Source organism: Nocardia niwae NBRC 108934 = DSM 45340, assembly GCF_001613465.1.
GTDB lineage: Bacteria > Actinomycetota > Actinomycetes > Mycobacteriales > Mycobacteriaceae > Nocardia > Nocardia niwae.
This window is the reverse complement of sequence record NZ_BDCK01000042.1, coordinates 1-22,640: the sequence shown is the minus strand read 5'-3', so window position 1 is coordinate 22,640 and position 22,640 is coordinate 1. Positions and strand designations below refer to the sequence as shown.

Below are 22,640 nucleotides of genomic sequence, written 5' to 3'. Positions count from 1 at the left end.
GTTACGGTTGGACCGGCTGGATTTCGGCGGCAACGGCGAAACTGGTGGCGAACGGGCGGACGCTGGTGCTGGGGTTGAGCCCGGCTTGTCCGGCGCTTTCCCGCTGTCTCCTGCTCAGCTGGGCATCTGGTACGCGCAGCACGTCGACCCGCAGGTGCCGGTCACCATCGCGCAATACGTCGACCTGCACGGTGAGCTGGATGTCGATGTGCTCGAGCGCGCCAGCATCGACGCCTCGCACGAGCTCGGTTCCGGCTTCCTGCGGATCGTCGAGCGCGACGGCGAGCCGCTGCAGTTCATCGATCACTCCATCGCCGATTACGACAAGGTCGTTTACGTCGATCTGCGCGGTGAGGCCGATCCGGCGGCCGCGGCGATGGCGTGGATGCGCGCGGAGTACAGCCGCCCGCTGGACCTGATCAACGACCGCCTGATCTTGGTCGCGGCCCTGCGGCTGGCCGACGATCACTGGTACTGGTACTCCCGCGCCCACCACATCGCGCTCGACGGTTTCGGCGCGATGACCAACCTCAACCGCATCGCGGAGCTCTACACCGCCTACGTCGACGGCGCCGAACCCGCCGCGTCCAAGGCCACCGATCTGCACACCCTCTACGAGCAGGAGATCGCCTATCGCGAGAGCTCCCGCTTCGTCTCCGACAAGGACTACTGGGCGCAGCGGGTGGCGGGCCTGGAGGAGGGCACCAGCCTGACCGGCCGTTCCGCCCCGCCGGCCGCGATCAACGGCGTGGTGAGCGCGGCGCTGTCGGAGGAGCAGAACACGCTGCTGGACGCGGCCGTCGCACGGCACGATTCCTCGCCCGCCGGATTGCTGCTGGCCGGTTTCGCCGCGTATCTGGCGCAGTGGAACGGCGTCGAGGACGTCATCCTCAGCCTGCCGGTGACCGCGCGCACCACCGCCGCGATGCGCCGCTCGGGCGGTGTGTCGTCGAATATCGTGCCGCTGCGGCTGCGCGTCGGTCACGACACGACGGTGTCGGAGCTGCTCAAGCAGGTGCAGGTCGAGGTGTCGGGCGCGCTGCGCCACCAGCGCTACCGGCACGAGGACATCCGCCGCGACGCGGCCGGTGACGGCGTGGTGACCACGGAGTTCTTCGGGCCGTGGGTCAACATCATGCTGTTCCAGAACGAGATCGTGCTCGGCCCGATGGTCGGGCAGCTCAGCGTGCTGTCCACCGGCAGCATCGAGGATCTGGGCGTCAACTTCTACCAGTCGGTCGCGGGCACCCGCTCGCACATCGACTTCGAGACCAACCCGAACCTCTACACCGAGGACGAGGCGCGCCGCCACCACGGCCGCTTCCTGGAGTTCTTCGATCGCTTCCTCGCCGCCGAGGCGGACGCCGTGGTGTGGGGGCTTCCGGTCACCACCGCCGACGAGCGCGAGCGGACGCTGCTGGAGTGGAACGACTCCGAGCAGGAGGTCCCGCACACCACGCTCGCGGCGCTGCTGGACGCGCAGATGGCGCGGACGCCGGACAACATCGCCCTCGATTTCGAGGGCGCGACGCTCACCTACGCGGAATTCGACGCGCGGGTCAACCGGCTGGCCCGTTTCCTGATCGCCGACGGCGTGGGCCCGGAGTCGCTGGTCGCGCTGGGCATGCGCCGCTCGCTGGAGCTGGTGATCGGCATGCACGCGGTGCTGAAGGCCGGTGGCGCGTACGTGCCGATCGATCCGGATCATCCGGCCGAGCGCACCGCCTACATCCTCGACAGCGCCGCGCCGGTGTGCGTGCTGACGCATTCGGCCGACGAGCTGGAGTTGCCGGAATCGGTGCGCAGGGTGGAGATCGACACCCTGGACACCTCGGCGTACTCGGCGGATCCGGTCACCGACGCCGACCGCCTCGCGCCGCTGCGCCCGGACAACACCGCCTACGTCATCTACACCTCGGGTTCGACCGGCCGCCCCAAGGGCGTGGCGGTCGCCCACCACGCGATCGTCAACCAGCAGTTGTGGATGCTGGATGAGTACCGGCTGACCGCGGCGGATGTGTATCTGCAGAAGACCGCGACCACGTTCGACGTGTCGCTGTGGGGGTACTTCCTGCCGCTGATGGTGGGCGCGAAGCTGGTCATCGCCTCGCCGGACGGGCACCGCGACCCGCTGTACGTGGCGGAGATGATCTCCCGGCACGGAGTCACCGTCACCGACTTCGTCCCGTCCATGCTCACGGTGTTCGTCGCGCACGCCACACCGGCCCAATGCGCCACGCTGCGTGCGGTTTTCGTGATCGGCGAGGCGCTGCCGCCGGAGACCGCGGCGAAATTCAGAGAGATCACCACTGCGCCCGATGGCCGTTCCGCAGGCTCCGCTCCGGCGGGGCTGCACAACCTGTACGGCCCGACCGAGGCCGCCGTCTCGGTGACCTACTGGGAGGCGACGGCCGCCGACACGGTGACCGTGCCGATCGGTATCCCGGAGTGGAACGTCCAGGTCTACGTGCTGGATTCGCGGCTGCGTCCGGCCGCGATCGGCGCGCCGGGCGAGTTGTACCTGGGCGGGCGCCAGCTCGCCCGCGGTTACCGCGGCCGTCCCGACCTGACCTCGGACCGCTTCGTCGCCAACCCGCTGTCGAGCACGGGTGAGCGGATGTACCGCACCGGCGACCTGGTGCGCTGGAACGAAGCGGGCACGCTGGAATACATCGGCCGCACCGACTTCCAGGTGAAGTTCCGCGGCCAGCGCATCGAACTGGGCGAGATCGAGACCGATCTGCTCGCGCATCCGGCGGTCAGCCAGGCCGTGGTGCTGGTGGTGGACACCGCGACCGGCCAGCAGCTGGTGGCCTACGTGGTCCCGGCCCCCGACCGCACCGTGGAGCCGGTGGAGCTGACCAGGTTCGCCGCCGAGCAGCTGCCCAGCTACATGGTGCCCGCGTCGATCATGGTGCTGGACGCCTTCCCGCTGAACACCAGCGGCAAGCTGGACCGCAAGGCGCTGCCGGAGCCGGTGTTCAGCGCCGACGCGGGTGATTTCCGCGCGCCGCGCACCCAGGCCGAGCAGATCGTGGCGGGCATCTTCGCCGACGTGCTCAGCCAGGACCGCATCGGCATCGACGACAACTTCTTCGACCTGGGCGGCAACTCGCTGGTCGCCACCCAGGTGGTGGCGCGCATCGGCGCCGCGTTCGGCACCCGGATCGGGGTGCGCGCGCTGTTCGAGACCCCGACCGTCGCCGGTATCGCCGCCCGCGCCGAAAACGCCGCTGCCGTGGGCGAATCACGTCCGCCGCTGGTGGCTCAGCAGCTGCCGGAGCGGGTGCCGCTGTCGCTGGCGCAGCAGCGCATGTGGTTCATCAACCAGTTCGATCCCACCGTGCCGACCTACAACCTGCCGTTCGTGGTGCGGTTGCGCGGCCAGGTGGACTTGGAAGCGTTGCAGTCGGCGCTGCTGGACGTGGTCGAGCGGCAGCAGTCGCTGCGCACGATCTTCCCCGAGTCCGGCGACGGCGGCTACCAGCAGGTGCTTCCGGTCGACCAGGTGGACCTCGGCATCGAGGTGGCGCCGATCGACGAGGCCGAATTGCACGGCGCGCTGGCCGAATTCGCCGCGCGCGGCTTCGACGTCTCGACCGAGCTGCCCATCCGGGTGCGGGTATTCGCGGTCACCGGCGGCCGCGGCAACGGCGCCGCCGACTACGCGGTGGCGTTCGTCGTGCACCACATCGCGGCCGACGGCTTCTCCTTCGGCCCGCTGGCGCGCGACGTGGCCGCCGCCTACCTGTCCCGCACCGCGGGCGAGGCGCCGAGCTGGGCGCCGCTGCCGGTGCAGTACCAGGATTTCAGCGTCTGGCAGCGTGAGCTGCTCGGCGCGGAATCCGATCCGGCGTCCATGGCGGCGCGCGAGATCGCCTACTGGCGCAGGGCGCTGGCCGGTCTGCCGGATCAGCTCGACCTGCCCGCGGACCGGCCGCGCCCGCCGGTGCAGAGCTTCCACGGCAGCCGGGTGAGCTTCGACATCGACGCCGAGCTGCACCGCCGCCTGGTCGCGCTGGCCCGCGCCCAAGGCGTCAGCCTGTTCATGGTCATGCACGCCTCGCTGGCCGTGCTGCTGGCCCGGTTGTCGGGCACCAGCGACATCGCCATCGGCACCCCGGTCGCCGGGCGCGGCGAGCAGGCGCTCGACGACCTGATCGGCATGTTCGTCAACACCCTCGTGCTGCGCTCGGAGGTGGACGGCAGCGAGCCGTTCGCCGAATTCCTCGGCCGCACCAGGGAAACCGACCTCGCCGCGTTCGCGTTCGCGGACGTTCCGTTCGAGCGCCTGGTCGAGGTGCTCAACCCCACCCGCTCGCAGGCGCGTCACCCGCTGTTCCAGGTGATGCTGTCGTTCCAGGAGATGTCGCACGCGACCCTGGAACTGCCGGGGCTCTCGGTCACCGCCGACGAGCTCGAGGTCGACATCGCCAAGTTCGATCTGCAGTGGACGGTGACCGAGGAGCGCGGCGCGAACGGCGAGCCCGCGGGCATGGGCGCGGTCATCTCCTTCGCCACCGACCTGTTCGACGCGGCCACCGTCGCCGAGTTCGGCCGCCGCTACCAGCGCGTGCTGGAAGCCGCCGTCGCCGCGCCGGACCAGGCCGTGCGCGACATCGAGATCCTCGACGAGGCCGAGCGCGGCCGGGTGCTGACCGAGTGGAACCACACCGGCCGGGACGTGCCCGCCGCCACCGTGCTCGAGCTGTTCGCCGAACAGGTGCGGGGCAGGCCGGACGACCCGGCGGTCGTGTTCGACGGCGGCTCGCGCGGCGCGCAGGAGTACGGCGCGCCGGTCGAGCTGACCTACGCCGAGTTCGCCGCGCGGGTGAATCGCCTGGCGCGCAAGCTGATCGACGTCGGTGTCGGCCCGGAGACGCTGGTCGCGGTCGGCATCCGCCGCTCGGTGGACATGCTGGTGGCGATCTACGCCACGCTCACCGCGGGCGGCGGCTATGTGCCGATCGACCCCGACCACCCGGCCGAGCGCACCGAATACGTGCTCGACAGCTCGTCACCGGTGTGCGTGCTCACCACCACCACGGACGACGTCACCGCCGCGGACATCCCGGTGCTGACGCTGGACACCCTGGACCTGAGCGAATTCGGTGACGAGCCCGTCACCGACGCCGAGCGCCGCGCCCCGCTGCGCGCCGCGAACACCGCGTACGTGCTCTACACCTCCGGCTCCACCGGCCGCCCCAAGGGCGTCGCGGTCAGTCACGCATCGGTCGTCAACCAGATCGCGTGGATCACCGCCGAATACCGGATCGGCCCGGCGGATGTGATCCTGCAGAAGACGCCGGTCACCTTCGACGTGTCGGTGTGGGAGTTGTTCGGCACGCTGGCCGTCGGCGCCCGCATGCTGATCGCCGCGCCCGACGGCCACCGTGATCCGATCTACCTGTCGGAGATCATCGGGCGGCACCGGGTCACCATGACCTCGTTCGTGCCGTCCATGCTCTCGGTGTTCGCCGGGTCCGCGTCCACGGCCGAATGCGCTTCGCTGCGTACGGTTCTCGTCGCCGGTGAGGCGCTGCCGCCGACGACCGTCACCGCGTTCCGGCAGTTCTCCACCGCCGCGGTGCACAACCTGTACGGCCCCACCGAGTTCACCGTGCACGCCACGGCCTGGCACGTCAACGGGATAGCGCCCACGTCGGTGCCGATCGGCCGCCCGGTGTGGAACGCGCAGACCTACGTGCTGGACGAGGGCCTCGCGCCCGTTCCGGTCGGCGTGCCCGGTGAGCTGTACCTCGGCGGCGTGCAGACCGCCCGCGGCTACCACGGCCGCCCGGACCTGTCCGCCGAGCGCTTCGTCGCCGACCCGTTCGGCCCGCCCGGCGCCCGCCTGTACCGCACCGGCGACCTGGTGCGCTGGGTGCAGCCGCGCGATCCCGAAGTGGGCAGCGCGGGCGTGCTGGAGTACATCGGCCGCACCGACTTCCAGGTGAAGTTCCGCGGCCAGCGCATCGAGCTCGGCGAGATCGAGACCGCCCTGCTCGACCACCCGGCCGTCAACCAGGCCGTCGTGCTGGTGATGGACACCGTCGCGGGCGATCAGCTGGTCGCCTACGTGGTCAGCACCGGTGGCCCGGTCGACATCGACAGCATCAAGAACGCCCTGCACCGCACGCTGCCCGCCTACATGGTGCCCTCGGCGATCATGGTGCTCGAGGCGTTCCCGCTCAACGCCTCCGGCAAGCTGGACCGCAAGGCGCTGCCCGCCCCGGTGTTCGAGGTGCGCGAATTCCGCGCTCCGACAACGCCGATCGAGGAGATCGTCGCGCAGATCTTCGGTGAGGTGCTCGGCATCTCCCGCGTCGGCGTGGACGACGACTTCTTCGAGCTGGGCGGCAACTCGCTGATCGCCACCCAGGTGGCCTCCCGCCTCGGTATCGCCCTGGACACCAGGGTGCCGGTGCGCATGCTGTTCGAAGCGTCCACCGTGGCGGCGCTGGCCGCGCGGGTGGAGTCGCACGCCGGTGACGGCGCGCGCAAGGCGCTGGTGGCCCGGCAGCGTCCGGAACAGGTGCCGCTGTCGCTGGCGCAGCAGCGCATGTGGTTCCTCAACCGGTTCGACACCTCCTCGGCGGTCAACAACATCCCGGTCGCGATCCGGTTGTCCGGTGATCTGGACATCGCCGCGTTGCAGGTCGCGGTCATCGACGTGATCGACCGGCACGAGTCGTTGCGGACGGTGTTCCCGGAGACGAAGACCGGCCCGGTGCAGGTGGTGCTGGACGCCGCGCAGATCGTGCCGGACCTGACCCCGGTGCCGGTGACCGAGCACAACCTGATCGATCACCTGGTCGAGCTGGCCTCGATGGCGTTCGACGTGACGAACGAAGTGCCGCTGCACGCCCGGTTGTTCGAGATCAGCGAGACCGAGTACGTGCTCGGCATGGTGGTGCACCACATCTCCGCCGACGGCTGGTCGATGGGACCGCTGGCCCGCGACGTCATGGTGGCCTACGCCGCGCGCACGTCGTGGGAGGCGCCCGCGTGGTCGGCGCTGCCGGTGCAGTACGCCGACTACGCGCTGTGGCAGCGCGAGGTGCTCGGCTCCGAGGACGACCCGAGTTCGCTGATCGCCAGCCAGATCCGCTACTGGACGCGCGAACTGGCCGATCTGCCCGACGAATTGACGCTGCCGTCGGACCGGCCGCGCCCGGCGGTCGCCTCCTACCGTGGCGGCACCTACCCGTTCGTGATCTCCGGCGAGACCCAGCGCGCCTTGATCGAACTGGGCCGCAGGCACAACGCCTCGCTGTTCATGGTGCTGCACAGCGCGCTGGCGGTCCTGCTGGCACGGGCCAGCGGCACCAGCGACATCGCCATCGGCACCCCGGTCGCCGGCCGCGGTGAGGCCGCGCTGGACGACCTGATCGGCATGTTCGTCAACACCCTGGTGCTGCGTACCGAGGTGGACGGCGCGATGACCTTCGCCGACCTGCTCGCCCGCTCCCGCGAGACCGACCTGCACGCGTTCGCGCACGCCGACGTGCCGTTCGAGCGGCTGGTCGAGGTGCTCAACCCCGCCCGCTCGCAGGCGCGGCACCCGCTGTTCCAGGTGATGCTCACCTTCCAGAACACCCGGCAGGCCAGCCTGGAGCTGCCCGGTCTCTCGGTCAACGGCATCGACTACGACGCGCGGCTGGCCAAGTTCGACCTGCAGCTGACCCTCTCGGAGACCCAGGACGAGCAGGGTGACTCGGCGGGCATGTCGGCCGAGTTCTCCTACGCGCTGGATCTTTTCGACGAGCCGACCGTCGCGGCGTTCGCCCGCCGCCTGGACCGCATCCTCGCGGTCGTGACCGCCGATCCCGATGTCCCGATCGGCGACATCGACCTGCTCGCGTCCGAGGAACGCGCGCGGGTGCTGATCGACTGGAACGACACCGCGCACCCGGTGGACCAGGTCGCGACACTGGTCTCGCTGTTCGACGCCCAGGCGGCGGCCACGCCCGACGCGATCGCGCTCGACTTCGACGACGAGCGGCTGACCTACCGCCAGTTGCAGGAGCGGGCCAACCGTATCGCCCGCCAGCTCATCGGCGCGGGCGTCGGCCCGGAATCGCTGGTGGCGCTGGCGTTGCGGCGGTCCACCGAGTTGGTCGTCGCGATGTACGCGGTGGTGCAGACCGGCGCGGCCTACGTGCCGCTGGATCCGGACCAGCCCGCCGAGCGGATCAACTACATCATCGAGACCGCGCGGCCGCGGATGATCCTGTACCGGTCGGCCGACGGCTTCGGCCTCGACCCGCAGCCGGAAGTGACCGCGCTGTCGGTGGAGGGCATCGAGGGCGTGCCCGGCTTCGCCGCGACCAGCGGCGCGCCGATCACCGACGCCGAGCGCACGCGCCCGCTGCGGCCGGAGAACACCGCCTACGTGATCTTCACCTCCGGCTCCACCGGTCGCCCGAAGGGTGTGGCGGTCAGCCATGCCGCGATCGTCAACCGGTTGCTGTGGATGCAGCACGCGTACCCGATCGGCTCGCAGGACGCGGTGCTGCAGAAGACGCCCGCCACGTTCGACGTGTCGGTGTGGGAGTTCTTCTGGCCCTTGCAGACCGGCGCGAGGCTGGTCGTCGCGAAGCCGGACGGGCACCGTGACCCGGTGTACCTGTCCCGGATCATCGCCGAGAAGGAAATCACCACGGCGCACTTCGTGCCGTCCATGCTCTCGGTGTTCGTGTCCACGCTGGGCAACGAGAACGGCGACGGCCTGCCCGCGCCGCGGCTGCGGCAGGTCTTCGCCTCCGGTGAGGCGCTGCCCGCGCAGACGGCGCAGCGTTTGCGCGAGCTGACCGGCGCGCGCCTGCACAACCTGTACGGCCCGACCGAGGCCGCCGTCGACGTGACGTATCACGAGGCGACGGAGGCCGACACGGTGTCGGTGCCGATCGGACGTCCGGTGTGGAACACCCGCGTCTTCGTGCTCGACAGTCGCCTGCACCCGGTCGCGCCGGGTGTCGCGGGTGAGCTGTATCTCGCGGGCGATCAGCTGGCACTGGGCTACCTGGGCCGTACTGATCTGACCGCCGACCGGTTCGTGGCCAACCCCTACGGCGCGCCGGGCGAGCGGATGTACCGCACCGGCGACCTGGTGGCCTGGACACCGGCCGGTGAGCTGGACTACCTGGGCCGCACCGACTTCCAGGTGAAGCTGCGCGGTCTGCGCATCGAGCTGGGCGAGATCGAGTCGGCGCTGCTGGCGCAGCCCGGCGTCGCGCAGTCGGTGGTCGTGCTGCGCTCCGACGCGCACGCCGGCGACCAACTGGTGGGTTACCTGGTCTGCGAACCGTATGTGGCCGTCGATATCGACGAGGTGAAGACCGCGCTGGCGGCGGCGCTGCCGGGCTACATGGTCCCGGCGGCGCTGGTCGTGCTGGACGCGTTCCCGGTCAACGCCTCCGGCAAGCTGGACCGCAAGGCGCTGCCCGCCCCGGTGTTCGAGGCCAGGGTGTTCCGCGCCCCCTCGACGCCGATCGAGGAGATCGTCGCGGAGATCTTCGCCGATCTGCTCGGTGTGCCGCGCGTGGGCGTGGACGACGACTTCTTCGAGCTCGGCGGCAACTCGCTGGTGGCCACCCAGGTGGTCGCCCGCCTCAGCGCGGCGCTGAACGCCGAGGTCGGTGTGCGCGTGCTGTTCGAGGCCCCGACCGTGGCCGCGCTGGCCGCGCGGGTGGAGTCGCACGCGGGCAGCGGTGCGCGCCAGGCGCTCACGGCACAGGTGCGTCCCGAGCACCCGCCGTTGTCGCTGGCGCAGCAGCGCATGTGGTTCCTCAACCGTTTCGACGCCGACTCCGCCGCGAACAACATCCCGGCCGCGGTGCGGCTGGAAGGCGCGCTGGATCTGGACGCGCTGCGCGGCGCGATCGCCGACGTGGTCGCGCGGCACGAATCGCTGCGCACGATCTACCCGTCCCGCGACGGGGTCGCCTACCAGCGGGTGCTGAACGCCGCCAGGGCCATTCCGGAGCTGGACGTGGTCGAGGTGGCCGAAGGTCAGCTGCTCGGCGTGCTCTACGAATTCGTCGAGCGCGGCTTCGACGTGACCACCCGCCCGCCGGTGCGGCTGCGCGCCTACCGGCTCGGGCACGACGACTATGTGCTGGTCGTCGTGGTGCACCACATCGCGGCCGACGGCTTCTCCATGCGTCCGCTGGTGCGCGACCTGATGACCGCCTACGTGGCGCGGACCTCCGCGGCCCAGCCGGGCTGGCCGCCGCTGGCCGTGCAGTACGTGGATTTCGCGCTGTGGCAGCGCGACACGCTCGGTTCCGAGGACGACCCGACCTCGCTGATCTCCGAGCAGCTCGACTACTGGCGCGAGACGCTGGCCGGGCTGCCCGACGAGCTGCGCCTGCCCGGTCGGCCGCGACCCGCCGTCGCCTCCTACGGCGCGGGCACCCACCGGTTCCGCGTGCCGGGCGAGCTGATCGAGGATCTGAACCGGGTCGCGCAGACGCATGGCAGCACGCTGTTCATGGTGGTGCACAGCGCGTTCGCGGCCCTGCTGGCGCGGTTGAGCGGCTCCGAGGACATCGCCATCGGCATCCCGGTGGCCGGCCGCGGCGAGCAGGCGCTCGACGATCTGGTCGGCATGTTCGTCAACACGTTGGTGCTGCGCGCCGAAGTGGACCCCGGTGACTCGTTCGCCGATCTGCTCGCCCGGGTCCGCGAGCGCGACCTGCAGGCGTTCGCGCACGCCGACGTGCCGTTCGAGCGGCTGGTCGAGGTGCTCAACCCGGCCCGCTCGCAGGCGCGGCACCCGCTGTTCCAGGTGATGCTGTCGTTCCAGAACCTCGGCCGCACCGCGCTGGAGCTGCCCGGCCTCACCGTCTCCGAGCTGGGCGTCGACCAGCCGACGGCGAAGTTCGACCTGCAACTCACGCTCAGCGAGGTCCCCGGCGGCGAGGCGGCGATGGACGCCGAGCTCGTCTACGCAACCGATCTGTTCGACGGCGTGTTCGCCGGGACGTTCGCCGAGCGCTTCGTGCGCGTGCTGCGCGGCGTGGCCGCCGAGCCGTCGGTCACCGTCGGCGACATCGATCTGCTGGACGACGCCGAGCGGTCCTTGGTGATCGAGCGGTGGAACGCCACCGAATTCCCGGTCGACGCCGCGCTCACCTCGCCGGTGGGCGACGCCGCCGCGACCCTGGTCTCGCTGTTCGAGGCGCAGGTCGCGCGTACCCCGGACAGCCCGGCGGTCACGTTCGAGGGGACAAGTCTGTCCTACGCCGAGTTCGCCCGCCGGGTGCACCGGCTGGCGCGCTGGCTCAAGGTCAACGGCGTCGGCCCGGAATCGTATGTGGCGCTGGGCATGCGCCGCTCGATCGACCTGGTGGTCGGCATGTACGCGGTGAACGCCGCGGGCGGCGCGTACGTGCCGCTGGATCCGGATCACCCGGCCGAGCGCATCGACTACATCCTGGAGACCGCGCGCCCGGTGTGCGTGCTGACCTCCGGTTCCGACCTGGAGACCACGGTCTCCCGGCAGGTGCGCATCGATGAACTCGATTTGTCGGAGTTCTCCGACGGGCCGCTGACCGACGCCGATCGGCACAAGCCGCTGCGTCCGGCCAACACCGCGTACGTGATCTTCACCTCCGGTTCGACCGGCCGGCCCAAGGGCGTGGCGGTCTCGCACGCGGCGATCGTCAACCGTCTGGTGTGGATGCACGCCGAATACGGTTTGGCGGCCTACGACGTGGTGTTGCAGAAGACGCCCGCCACGTTCGACGTGTCGGTGTGGGAGTTCTTCTGGCCCTTGCAGGTCGGTGCGCGACTGGTGGTCGCGAAGCCGGACGGGCATCGCGATCCCGCGTACCTGGCGCGCCTGATCGTCGACGAGCAGGTCACCACGGTGCATTTCGTGCCGTCGATGCTGTCGGTGTTCGTCGCCGAGGAGCGCGCGGCCGAATGCGCCAGCCTGCGCAATGTTTTCGCCTCCGGTGAGGCACTGCCCGCGGTGACCGCGCAGAAGCTGCGCGAGCTGACCGGCGCGCGGCTGCACAACCTCTACGGTCCGACCGAGGCCGCGGTCGACGTCACCTTCCACGAGGTGACCGAGGCCGACACGGTGTCGGTGCCGATCGGCGCTCCGGTGTTCAACACGCAGGTGTACGTGCTGGATTCACGACTGCGGCCGGTGCCGGTCGGCGTGCCCGGCGAGCTGTACCTCGCGGGCGCGCAGCTGGCGCACGGTTACGTGGGCCGCCCAGACCTGACCACCGAACGATTCGTCGCCAACCCGTTCGGCGACGCCGAGCGGATGTACCGCACCGGCGATCTGGTGGCCTGGACCGAAGACGGTGAGCTGGAGTACCTGGGCCGCACCGACTTCCAGGTGAAGGTGCGCGGTCTGCGCATCGAGCTGGGCGAGATCGAGTCGGCGCTCACGGCGCTGGACTCGGTGGCGCAGGCGGTGGTCGTGGTGCGCGCCGACGAGCGGACCGGTGACCAGCTGGTCGCGTACCTGGTGACGGACCCGGATCGGGTGGTGGACGTCGAGTCGGTCAAGGCCGAACTCGGTGCGCGGCTACCGGGATACATGGTGCCCGCGGCGTATGTGGTGCTGGAGGAGTTCCCGCTGAACGCCTCCGGCAAGCTGGACCGCAAGGCGCTGCCGGAACCGGTGTTCGAGGCCAAGGTGTTCCGCGCGCCCGCCACGCCGGTGCAGGAGATCGTGGCCGAGACCTTCGCCGAAGTGCTCGGCGTGGAGCGGGTCGGCCTCGACGACGACTTCTTCGAGCTGGGCGGCAACTCGCTGGTCGCCACGCAGGTGGCGGCGCGGCTGGGCGAAGCGCTGAACACGCAGGTTCCGGTGCGAGTGCTGTTCGAGGCGTCCACCGTCGCGGCGCTGGCGGCGAAGGTGGAATCGGCCGCCGGACAGGGTGGCCGGACGCCGCTGGTCGCGCAGGAGCGCCCCGAGCTGGTGCCGCTCTCGCTCGCCCAGCAGCGGATGTGGTTCCTCAACCGGTTCGACAACCGCACCGCGGTGAACAACATCCCGGTCGCGCTGCGGCTGACCGGTGCACTCGACGTCGCCGCGCTCGGCGCGGCCGTCGGTGACGTGCTCGCCCGGCACGAGGCGCTGCGCACGGTCTACCCCGAGGTGGAGGGCACCGGCTACCAGCGTGTGCTGCCGGTGGGCGAGGTCTCCTTCGACCTGGTCGCCGAGCCGGTCACGGCCAAGGAACTGCCCGCGCGGATCGTGGAGCTGGCGAGCGCCGGTTTCGACGTGACCGCCGAGATCGGGTTCCGGGCGAGCCTGCTGTCGCTGTCGGCGACCGACCACGTGGCGGTGCTGGTCATGCACCACATCAGCGCGGACGGATTCTCGCTGCGGCCGCTGCTGCGCGACGTCGTGCTCGCCTACACCGAGCGCGCCCGCGGCGAGACGCCGTCCTGGGCCCCGCTCGAGGTGCAGTACGCCGACTACGCGCTGTGGCAGCGCGAGGTGCTCGGCAGCGAAACCGATCCGGACTCGGTGGCGGCCCGGCAGATCGCCTACTGGACCGAGCAACTGCGTGACCTGCCCGACCAGATCGAGCTGCCCGCCGACCGCCCCCGCCCGGAGATCGCCTCCAACGCCGGTGGCACGCACGACTTCTCGGTCGACGCGCAGGTGCACGAGGCGCTCGCGGAGCTGGCGCGCGCCCGTGGCGTGACGCTGTTCATGGTGGTGCACGCCGCGCTGGCGGTGTGGGCGGGCCGGTTGTCGGGTAGCACCGACGTCGCGATCGGCACGCCGATCGCGGGCCGCGGCGAACGCGCGCTCGACGACGTCGTCGGCATGTTCGTCAACACGCTGGTGCTGCGCAGCGAGGTCGATCCGGGCGGCGGGTTCGCCGAGCTGCTCGAGCAGGTGCGCCGCACCGATCTGGCCGCGTTCGCCAACGCCGACGTACCGTTCGAACGTCTGGTGGACGTGCTCAGCCCGGTGCGCTCACAAGCGCATCACCCGCTGTTCCAGGTCGCGCTGACCTTCGAGGCCGCCTCGGCGGCCGCGCTCGGCGCCGTCGCGCTGCCCGGCGGCCTCGAGGTCGCCGCCGTCGACTTCGACCCGGGCACCGCGAAATTCGACGTGCAGCTCACCGTGGGCGAGGCCGCCGACGGCGGGCTGACGCTGTCGTGGAACTACGCCACCGAACTGTTCGATTCGGAGACGGTGGCCGCGTTCGCCGACCGTTTCGTGCGCATCCTGCGCGGTGTGGCCGAGGATCCGCAGGTCGCCATCGGTGACATCGATCTGCTCGGCGAGGGCGAGCGGCTGGACGTCTCGCAGCGCTGGGTGTCCTCCGGCGCGCAGAGCGTCGCGGGCTTGTTCGCCGATCCGGGCATCACGCTGGTCGGGTTGTTCGACGCGGCGGTGGCCGCGCACCCGAACCGGGTGGCGGCGCGCTTCGGTGTGGAGACGCTGACCTACGCCGAGCTGGACCGGCGCGCGAATGTGCTGGCGCGCAGGCTGATCAGCGACGGCGCGGGCCCGGAGACGCTGGTCGCGGTGATCCTGCCGCGCTCGCTGGACCTCGTGGTCGCGTTGCTGGCCGTGGTGAAGACCGGCGCGGGATACGTGCCGGTGGACCCGACCTATCCGGCCGAGCGCATCGCCTACGTGCTCGCCGATTCCCGGCCCACCAGCGTGGTGCTCGACTCCACGGTGCAGGTCGAGGTGCCCGCCGGGCTGCCCGCCGTCGTGCTGGACGGGTTCGCGGTGGAGACCGGCAACGTCGAGGACGCCGACGACGCCCCGATCACCGACGCCGACCGCAATTCCGCGCTCACCCCGGACAACGTCGCGTACGTGATCTACACCTCCGGCTCGACCGGCCGTCCGAAGGGCGTCGCGGTCGCGCACCGGAATGTGGTGCGGCTGTTCGCGAACACCGACCGCGACTTCGGTTTCGGCCCCGACGACGTGTGGACCTTGTTCCACAGCTACGCCTTCGACTTCTCGGTGTGGGAGCTGTGGGGTCCGCTGCTGTTCGGCGGCACCCTCGTCGTGGTCGACTACTACACCTCGCGCTCGCCCGAGCAGTTCCTGGAACTGCTGCGCGCCGAACGCGTCACGGTGCTCAACCAGACCCCGTCGGCGTTCTACCAGCTGGCCGAGGCCGACCGCAACGCCACGCCCGGCGCCGCACCGCTGGCGCTGCGCTACGTGGTGTTCGGCGGTGAGGCGCTGGAGCTGCGCAGGCTGTCGGAATGGGTGGCTCGCCACGGCGACGGCACCGGCGCGACCACCGGGCCGCTGCTGGTCAACATGTACGGCATCACCGAGACCACGGTGCACGTGTCCTACCGCGCGCTGGACGCCGCGACCATCGCCGCCGCCTCCGGCAGCGTGGTCGGCCGCGCCATCGCCGGGCTGCGGGTGTACGTGCTCGACAGCAGGCTGCGCCCGGTGCCGGTCGGCGTCGCGGGCGAGATGTACGTGGCCGGACCGCAATTGGCGCGCGGCTACCTGGGTCGTCCCGATCTGTCGGCGACCCGATTCGTCGCCGACCCGATGGGCGAGACGCCCGGCGGGCGGCTGTACCGCTCCGGCGACCTGGCGCGCTGGAACCGCTTCGGCGAGCTGGAATACCTCGGCCGCGCCGACGACCAGGTCAAGGTGCGCGGCTTCCGCATCGAACTCGGCGAGATCGAGTCCGCGATCCTCGCCCAGCCCGGCATCGCCCAGGCCACGGTCATCGTGCGCGAGGACCAGCCCGGCGATCAGCGGATCGTCGCCTACGTGGTGTCCGAGCCGGGCGCCGAACCCGTGCTCGACGCGGTCCGCGACGGCGCGGCCGCGCAACTGCCCGCCTACATGGTGCCCTCGGCCGTGGTGCGGCTGGAGTGGATCCCGCTGACCGTCAACGGAAAGCTGGACCGCCGTGCGCTGCCCGCCCCGACCGCACAGGCGCGCGCCTTCCGCGCGCCGGTCACTCCGGTGCAGGAAACCGTGGCCGCGGTGTTCGCCGACGTGCTCGGCCTGGAACGGGTCGGCGTGGACGACGACTTCTTCGACCTCGGCGGCAACTCGCTGATCGCGACCCGGGTGGTCGCCCGCATCGGCGCCGCGCTGGGCACGACCGTCGCCGTGCGCACCCTGTTCGAGGCGTCCACGGTGGAAGCGCTCGCCGCGCGAGTGGAATCGCACGCAGACGGCGCCGCCCGCGCCCGGCTGGTCGCCCGCGAGCGGGCGGCGGGCGAACTGGTGCCGCTGTCGTTCGCGCAGCAGCGCATGTGGTTCCTGAACAAGTACGACACCGCGTCGGCGGCCTACAACCTGCCGATCGCCATCAGGCTCACCGGCGCGCTGGATGTCGAGGCGCTGCGGCTGGCGGTGGCCGACGTGGTGCGCAGGCACGAATCGCTGCGCACCCGCTACCCCGAGCACGGCGGCACCCCGGTCCAGGTGATCGTGCCCGCCGAGGACATCGCCCTGGACCTGCATCCCGTGGCGGTCGACCCGGCGCGGCTGATCGAGACGGTGACCGAGTTCGTCACCACCGGATTCGATGTGGCCGAACAGGTTCCACTGCGCACCCGGCTGTACGCGGCCGGCCCGGACGAGCATGTGCTCGTCGTGGTGGTGCACCACATCGCGGCCGACGGCTTCTCGATGGGCCCGCTGACCCGCGACGTGATGGCCGCCTACACCGCGCGCAGCACCGGTAGCGCTCCCGGCTGGGCGCCGCTGGCGGTGCAGTACGCCGACTTCGCGGTCTGGCAGCGCGAGATCCTCGGGTCCGAGGAGGACCAGGACTCGCTGCTGGCGAAGCAGGTCGCCTACTGGCGGCGCGCGCTGGACGACATCCCCGACGAGCTGGCTCTGCCCACCGACCGCCCGCGTCCGGCCGTCGCCTCGCATCGCGGCGCGACGCTGCACCGCGAGCTGTCCGGTGATCTGGTCGCGGCGCTGGAGGAGGTCGCGCGGCAGCGCGGCGCGTCGCTGTTCATGGTGATGCACGGCGCGCTGGCGGTGCTGCTGGCGCGGTTGTCCGGCAGTGACGATGTCGCGGTGGGCACCCCGATCGCGGGCCGCGGCGAGGCCGCGCTCGACGACCTGGTCGGCATGTTCGTCAACACGCTGGTGCTGCGGACGGGCATCGAGCCGGGCGAGTCGTTCGCCGGTCTGCTCGACCGCGTGCGCCGCACCGACCTGGACGCCTACGGCAACGCCGACGTGCCGTTCGAGCGGCTGGTGGAACTGCTCGCGCCGGAGCGCTCGCAGGCCCGCAACCCGCTGTTCCAGGTGATGCTGGCCTTCCAGAACCTGGAACGCACCACCCTGGAACTGCCGGGCCTTTCGGTGTCCGCGCTGGACCTGGAAGAGAACGTCGCGCGCTTCGATCTGCAGTTCACCCTCGCCGAGCGCGGTGAAACCGGTTCCGGCGCCATGGCTTTGGCGCTGACCTATGCCACCGACCTGTTCGACGAGGCGACCGCGGCGGCCATCGTGGACCGCTGGGAGCGCGTGCTCGCGGCGGTGGCGGCCGACGCGTCGGTGACCGTCGGCGCGATCGACGTGCTCGACGCCGCCGAGCGGGCCGACCTGGTCGCGCGCACCGGCGCACCCGCCACACCGGCGCGGACGCTGCCGGACCTGATCGCCGAGGCCGCCGCCATCGATCCCGAGGCGCCCGCCGTGGTGTTCCAGGGCAGAAGCGTGTCCTACGGCGAGTTGGACGCGCGGTCGAACCGCCTGGCCCGCTTGCTGATCGAGCGCGGCATCGGCACCGAGGATCTGGTGGCGGTCGCCGTGCCGCGGTCGGACGAGTCGTATTTCGCCGAGTGGGCGGTGTCCAAGTCCGGCGGCGCGTTCGTGCCGATCGACCCGACCTACCCCGCCGACCGCATCGCGCACATGGTCACCGACTCGGGATCCCCGATCGGCCTGACCGTGGCGTCGGTGCGCGCCGAGCTGCCGGAGTCGGTCGAATGGCTGGTGCTCGACGAACTGGATCTCGACGGGTTCGACGCCGCCGCGGTCACCGACGCCGACCGGGTGCGCCCGGTGCGGCCGGAGCACCCCGCGTACGTCATCTACACCTCCGGTTCCACCGGTGTGCCCAAGGGCGTCGTGGTCACCCACGCCGGTCTGGCCAACTTCCGCGACGAGCAGAACGCCCGGTATGACGTCGACTCCGACACGCGCGCATTGCATTTCGCCTCGCCCAGCTTCGACGCCTCGATCCTGGAATTCCTGCTGGCCATCGGTCGCGGCGGCGCCCTGGTGGTCTGCCCGCCCGGCGTGTACGGCGGCGAGGAGCTGTCCGAGCTGATCCGCGCCGAGCGGGTCACGCACGCGTTCATCACCCCGTCGGTGCTCGCCTCGCTGGATTCGGCCGCCCTGGCCGGTATGCGGGTGATCGTGGCCGGTGGTGAGGCCGTGCCCGCCGATCTGGTCACCAAATGGGGTGGCGCGCCGGATGGTTCGGGCCGCCGCTTCCACAACGGTTACGGCCCGACCGAGACCACGATCATGACCAACATCAGCGACGCGCTCACGCCGGGCGACCGGGTCACCATCGGTGGCCCGACCCGCGGCATGCAGTCGCTGATCCTGGATGCCCAGCTCAGGCCCGTTCCGGTGGGTGTCGCGGGTGAACTGTATCTGTCGGGCGTCCAGCTGGCGCGCGGTTACCACGCGCGGCCGGGGCTGTCGGCGGAGCGGTTCGTCGCCAACCCGTCTGTGCCGGGTGCGCGGATGTACCGCACCGGTGACGTGGTCCGCTGGACCCGCACCGGCGAGGTGGAATACGTCGGCCGCTCCGACTTCCAGGTGAAGGTCCGCGGCTTCCGCATCGAGCTCGGTGAGATCGACGCCGCGCTCGCCGCGCACGAGACCGTCGACTTCGCCGTCACGGTCGGCCACAAGAGCGCCGCGGGCGCGGTGTCGCTGGTGTCGTACGTCGTCGCCGCGCAGGGTCACTCGATCGATGTGCCCGCGCTGACGGCACACGTCGAGGACCGCCTGCCCGCCTACATGGTGCCCTCGTCGATCATGGTGATCGACCACGTGCCGCTCACCCCGGTGGGCAAGCTGGACCGCAAGGCGCTGCCGGAGCCGGTGTTCGCGACCGAGGTCGTGTTCCGCGCGGCGCGCACCCCGATCGAGCAGACCATCGCCGAGGTGTTCGCCGAGGTGCTGGGTGTGGAGCGGGTCGGCGTGGACGACTCCTTCTTCGCGCTCGGCGGCGACAGCATCGTCTCCATCCAGCTGGTCTCGCGGGCCAAGGCGCGCGGTGTGGTGTTCACGCCGCGGCACGTCTTCGAGCAGCGCACCGTCGCCGGGCTGGCCTCGGTCGCCGAGACCACGGAGGCGGCCGAGGCGTCGGCCACGACGCTGGCCGAACCGCCGGGCGGCGGCATCGGCGTCATGCCGTTGACGCCGGTGGTGCGCTTCATGGCCGAGCGGCGCGGCTCCTTCGGCCGGTTCAACCAGACGCTGGCGCTGGAACTGCCGGTCGGCATCGACCGGGCGGGCATCGCCGCGACGGTGGGCGCGGTCATCGATCGCCACGACATGCTGCGCGCGAGTCTGCGCCGCGACGGCGACGACTGGGTCGTCGAGACCGCCGCGCCGGGCACGGTCGAAGTGGACGCGCTGATCGACCGCACCGAGTTCGCCGCGGACGTCACCGACGCCGAGTTGACCGAGATCGCCTCGGCCGCGCTGGACGAGTCGCTGGACCGGCTCGATCCGGCGGCGGGCGTGGTCATCCGGTTCGTCTGGCTGGAACCCGATTCCACCGAGCGCGCCGGACGCCTGATCGTCGTCGCCCACCACCTGGTGGTGGATGGCGTCTCGTGGCGCATCCTGGTGCCGGACTTCGTGACGGCGTGGGGACAGCGCACCGCCGGGCAGACGCCCGAGCTGGTCGCCCCGGCCACGTCGATGCGGGCGTGGGCGCACGCGCTGGAGCGCGAAGCCGCGAGCCCCGAGCGGGTGGCCGAACTGGACTACTGGCGTTCGGTGGTCGCCGCGGCCGATCCGCTGCTGACCCAGCGTGCGATGGATCCCGAGGTCGACACCTCGGGCGTCATCGAAAAGCATCAGGTCGAGGTGTCCGCCGAGGTCACCAAGGCCCTGCTCACCACGGTTCCGGCGCTGTTCCACGGCGGTGTGAACGACGGCCTGCTCACCGCGCTGGCGCTGGCCACCGCGAAGTGGCGGGCGCGGCGGGTGGCCGCCCGTGGCGAGGATTCGCTGCTGATCCGCCTGGAGGGTCACGGCCGCGAGGAAGACGTGGTGGCGGGTGCGGATCTGTCGCGCACCGTCGGCTGGTTCACCGCGATCTACCCCGTCCGGTTCGACTTGGCGGGTATCGATGTCGACGCCGCGTTCACCGGCGGGCCCGCGTTGGGCGCGGCCGTCAAGGCGGTCAAGGAGCAGTTGCTCTCGGTGCCGGACAAGGGCATCGGCTACGGCTTGCTGCGCTACCTGAACGCCGAGACCGCCGCCGAACTGCCGCGCGAACTGCCCGGCCAGGTGAGCTTCAACTACCTCGGCCGCATCTCCGAGGGTGACGTGCCGGAGTCGCTGCGCGGCTTCGGCTGGATCCCCGCGCCGGAGCTCGGCGCGCTGGGCGGCGCCTACGACGCGGACATGCCCGCGATGGCGCCGCTGGACGTGAACGCGATCGTGGTGGGCGACAAGCTGACCGCGAACATCGGCTACCCGTCGACGCTGCTGTCGGAAGCCGAGGTGCGCGAGTTCGGCGAGCTGTGGACCGCGGCGCTGGAAGCGGTGGCGCGGCACGCCAATTCGGCCGGCGCGGGCGGGCACACCCCGTCGGACTTCGCGCTGGTGCGCAGCACCCAGCTCGATATCGACGCCTGGGAGCGGCGCTACCCGGCGCTGGCCGATGTCTGGCCGCTGTCGGCGCTGCAGGCCGGTCTGCTGTTCCACGCCCGCCTCGCGGCGACCTCGGTGGACGTGTACACCGCGCAGGCGGTGCTGACGCTCACCGGCCGGGTGGACGCCGCCCGGTTGCGCTCGGCCGCACAGGCTCTGGTGGACCGCTACGAGAACCTGCGCACCGCGTTCGTCAGCGACCACGACGGCAACCCGGTGCAGATCGTGCTGGAGGGCGTCCGGGTGGCGTGGTCCGAGCACGACCGGATCGAATCCGGTTCGGCCGAGGACCTGATCGAGGCCGACCGCATGCGCCGGTTCGACCTGGCCGCGCCGCCGCTGATCCGCTTCACGCTGATCCGGGTCGCGCCCGACCGCTGGCAGTTCGTGGTGTCCAACCACCACATCCTGCTCGACGGCTGGTCGATGCCGCTGCTCATGCGGGATCTGCTGGTGCTCTACGCCGCCCACGCGGATGCCTCGGCATTGCCCGCGGTGCGCTCCTACCGGCACTTCCTGGACTGGACCCGGCAGCAGGATCACGCGGCGTCGCTGGCCGCGTGGGCGCACGCGCTGCGCGGCGTCGGCGAGCCGACCCTGCTGGCGCGGCCGGACGCCGGTCGTGAGATCACCTCGTTGTCCGGCGAGTACTTCTTCGAGCTGGACGAGGCGACCACCGCGCGGCTGACCGCGCTGGCGGGCTCGCTCGGCGTCACCCCGAACACGGTGCTGCAGACGGCGTGGGGCATCCTCGTCGGCCGGATGACCAGCCGCGACGATGTGCTGTTCGGCACCACCGTCTCCGGTCGTCCCGCGCAGCTGTCCGGCGTGGAGGCGATGGTCGGCCTGTTCATCAACACCGTGCCGGTGCGCGTGCGTTTCGATCCGTCGGAGCCGGTGCGCGAGCTGCTGGTCCGCACCCAGGGCGAGCAGGCCGATCTGCTCGACCACCACTACGTGGGTCTGGCCGACATCCAGTCGGTCGCGGGCATCGGCGGCCTGTTCGACACCCTGGTGGTGTTCGAGTCCTACCCGGTCGACGCCGCGGGCTTGCAGGCGCAGGCCGCGGACATCGACGGCATGGCCGTGGTCGGCCTGGACGCGGCCGACGCCACGCACTACCCGCTGACCCTGATCGCGCAGCTGGATTCACGGCTGCGGGTGCGCGCGGGCTACCTGCGCGACCTGTTCGACGAGCAGACGGTGCGCCGCATCGCCGACCGCCTGGTCCGGGTGCTCACCGCGATCACCGCGGAGCCCGACGCGGTGGTCGGTGACATCGCGCTGCTGGATGCCGCCGAGCGCGAGCTGGTGGTGTCGGGCTGGAACGACACCGCGCACCCGGTGGACACCGGCGCGACCCTGGTGTCGATGTTCTACGACCAGGTGGAACGCACTCCGGACGCGACCGCGATCACGTTCGAGGGGACAAGTCTGTCCTACGCGGAGTTCTCCTGGCGGGTGAATCAGCTGGCGCGCTGGCTGATCGCGCGTGGCGTGGGCGCGGAATCGTATGTGGCGCTGGGCATGCGGCGCTCGATCGATCTGGTGGTCGGCATGTACGCCGTGGCCGTGGCCGGTGGCTCGTACGTGCCGCTGGATCCGGATCACCCGGCCGAGCGCACCGAATACATCCTCGGCACCGCCGATCCGGTGTGTGTGCTGACCTCCGGCAGCGATCTGGACATCGACACCGCGCAGGTGCGCATCGATCTGCTCGACCTGAAGGGGCTGTCGGAGGCTCCGGTCACCGACGCCGATCGTCGTGCGCCGCTGC

At 71.1% G+C, this 22,640-nt stretch carries 1 protein-coding gene; it reads left to right on the top strand.

Going from position 1 to position 22,640, the window contains the following annotated elements; all coding sequences use genetic code 11:
* Window positions 1-7: 7 nt before the first annotated feature.
* Window positions 8-22,640: non-ribosomal peptide synthase/polyketide synthase (locus tag NNI01S_RS27440; protein WP_157114997.1), on the top strand; the 22,633-nt coding region annotated here is incomplete at its 3' end.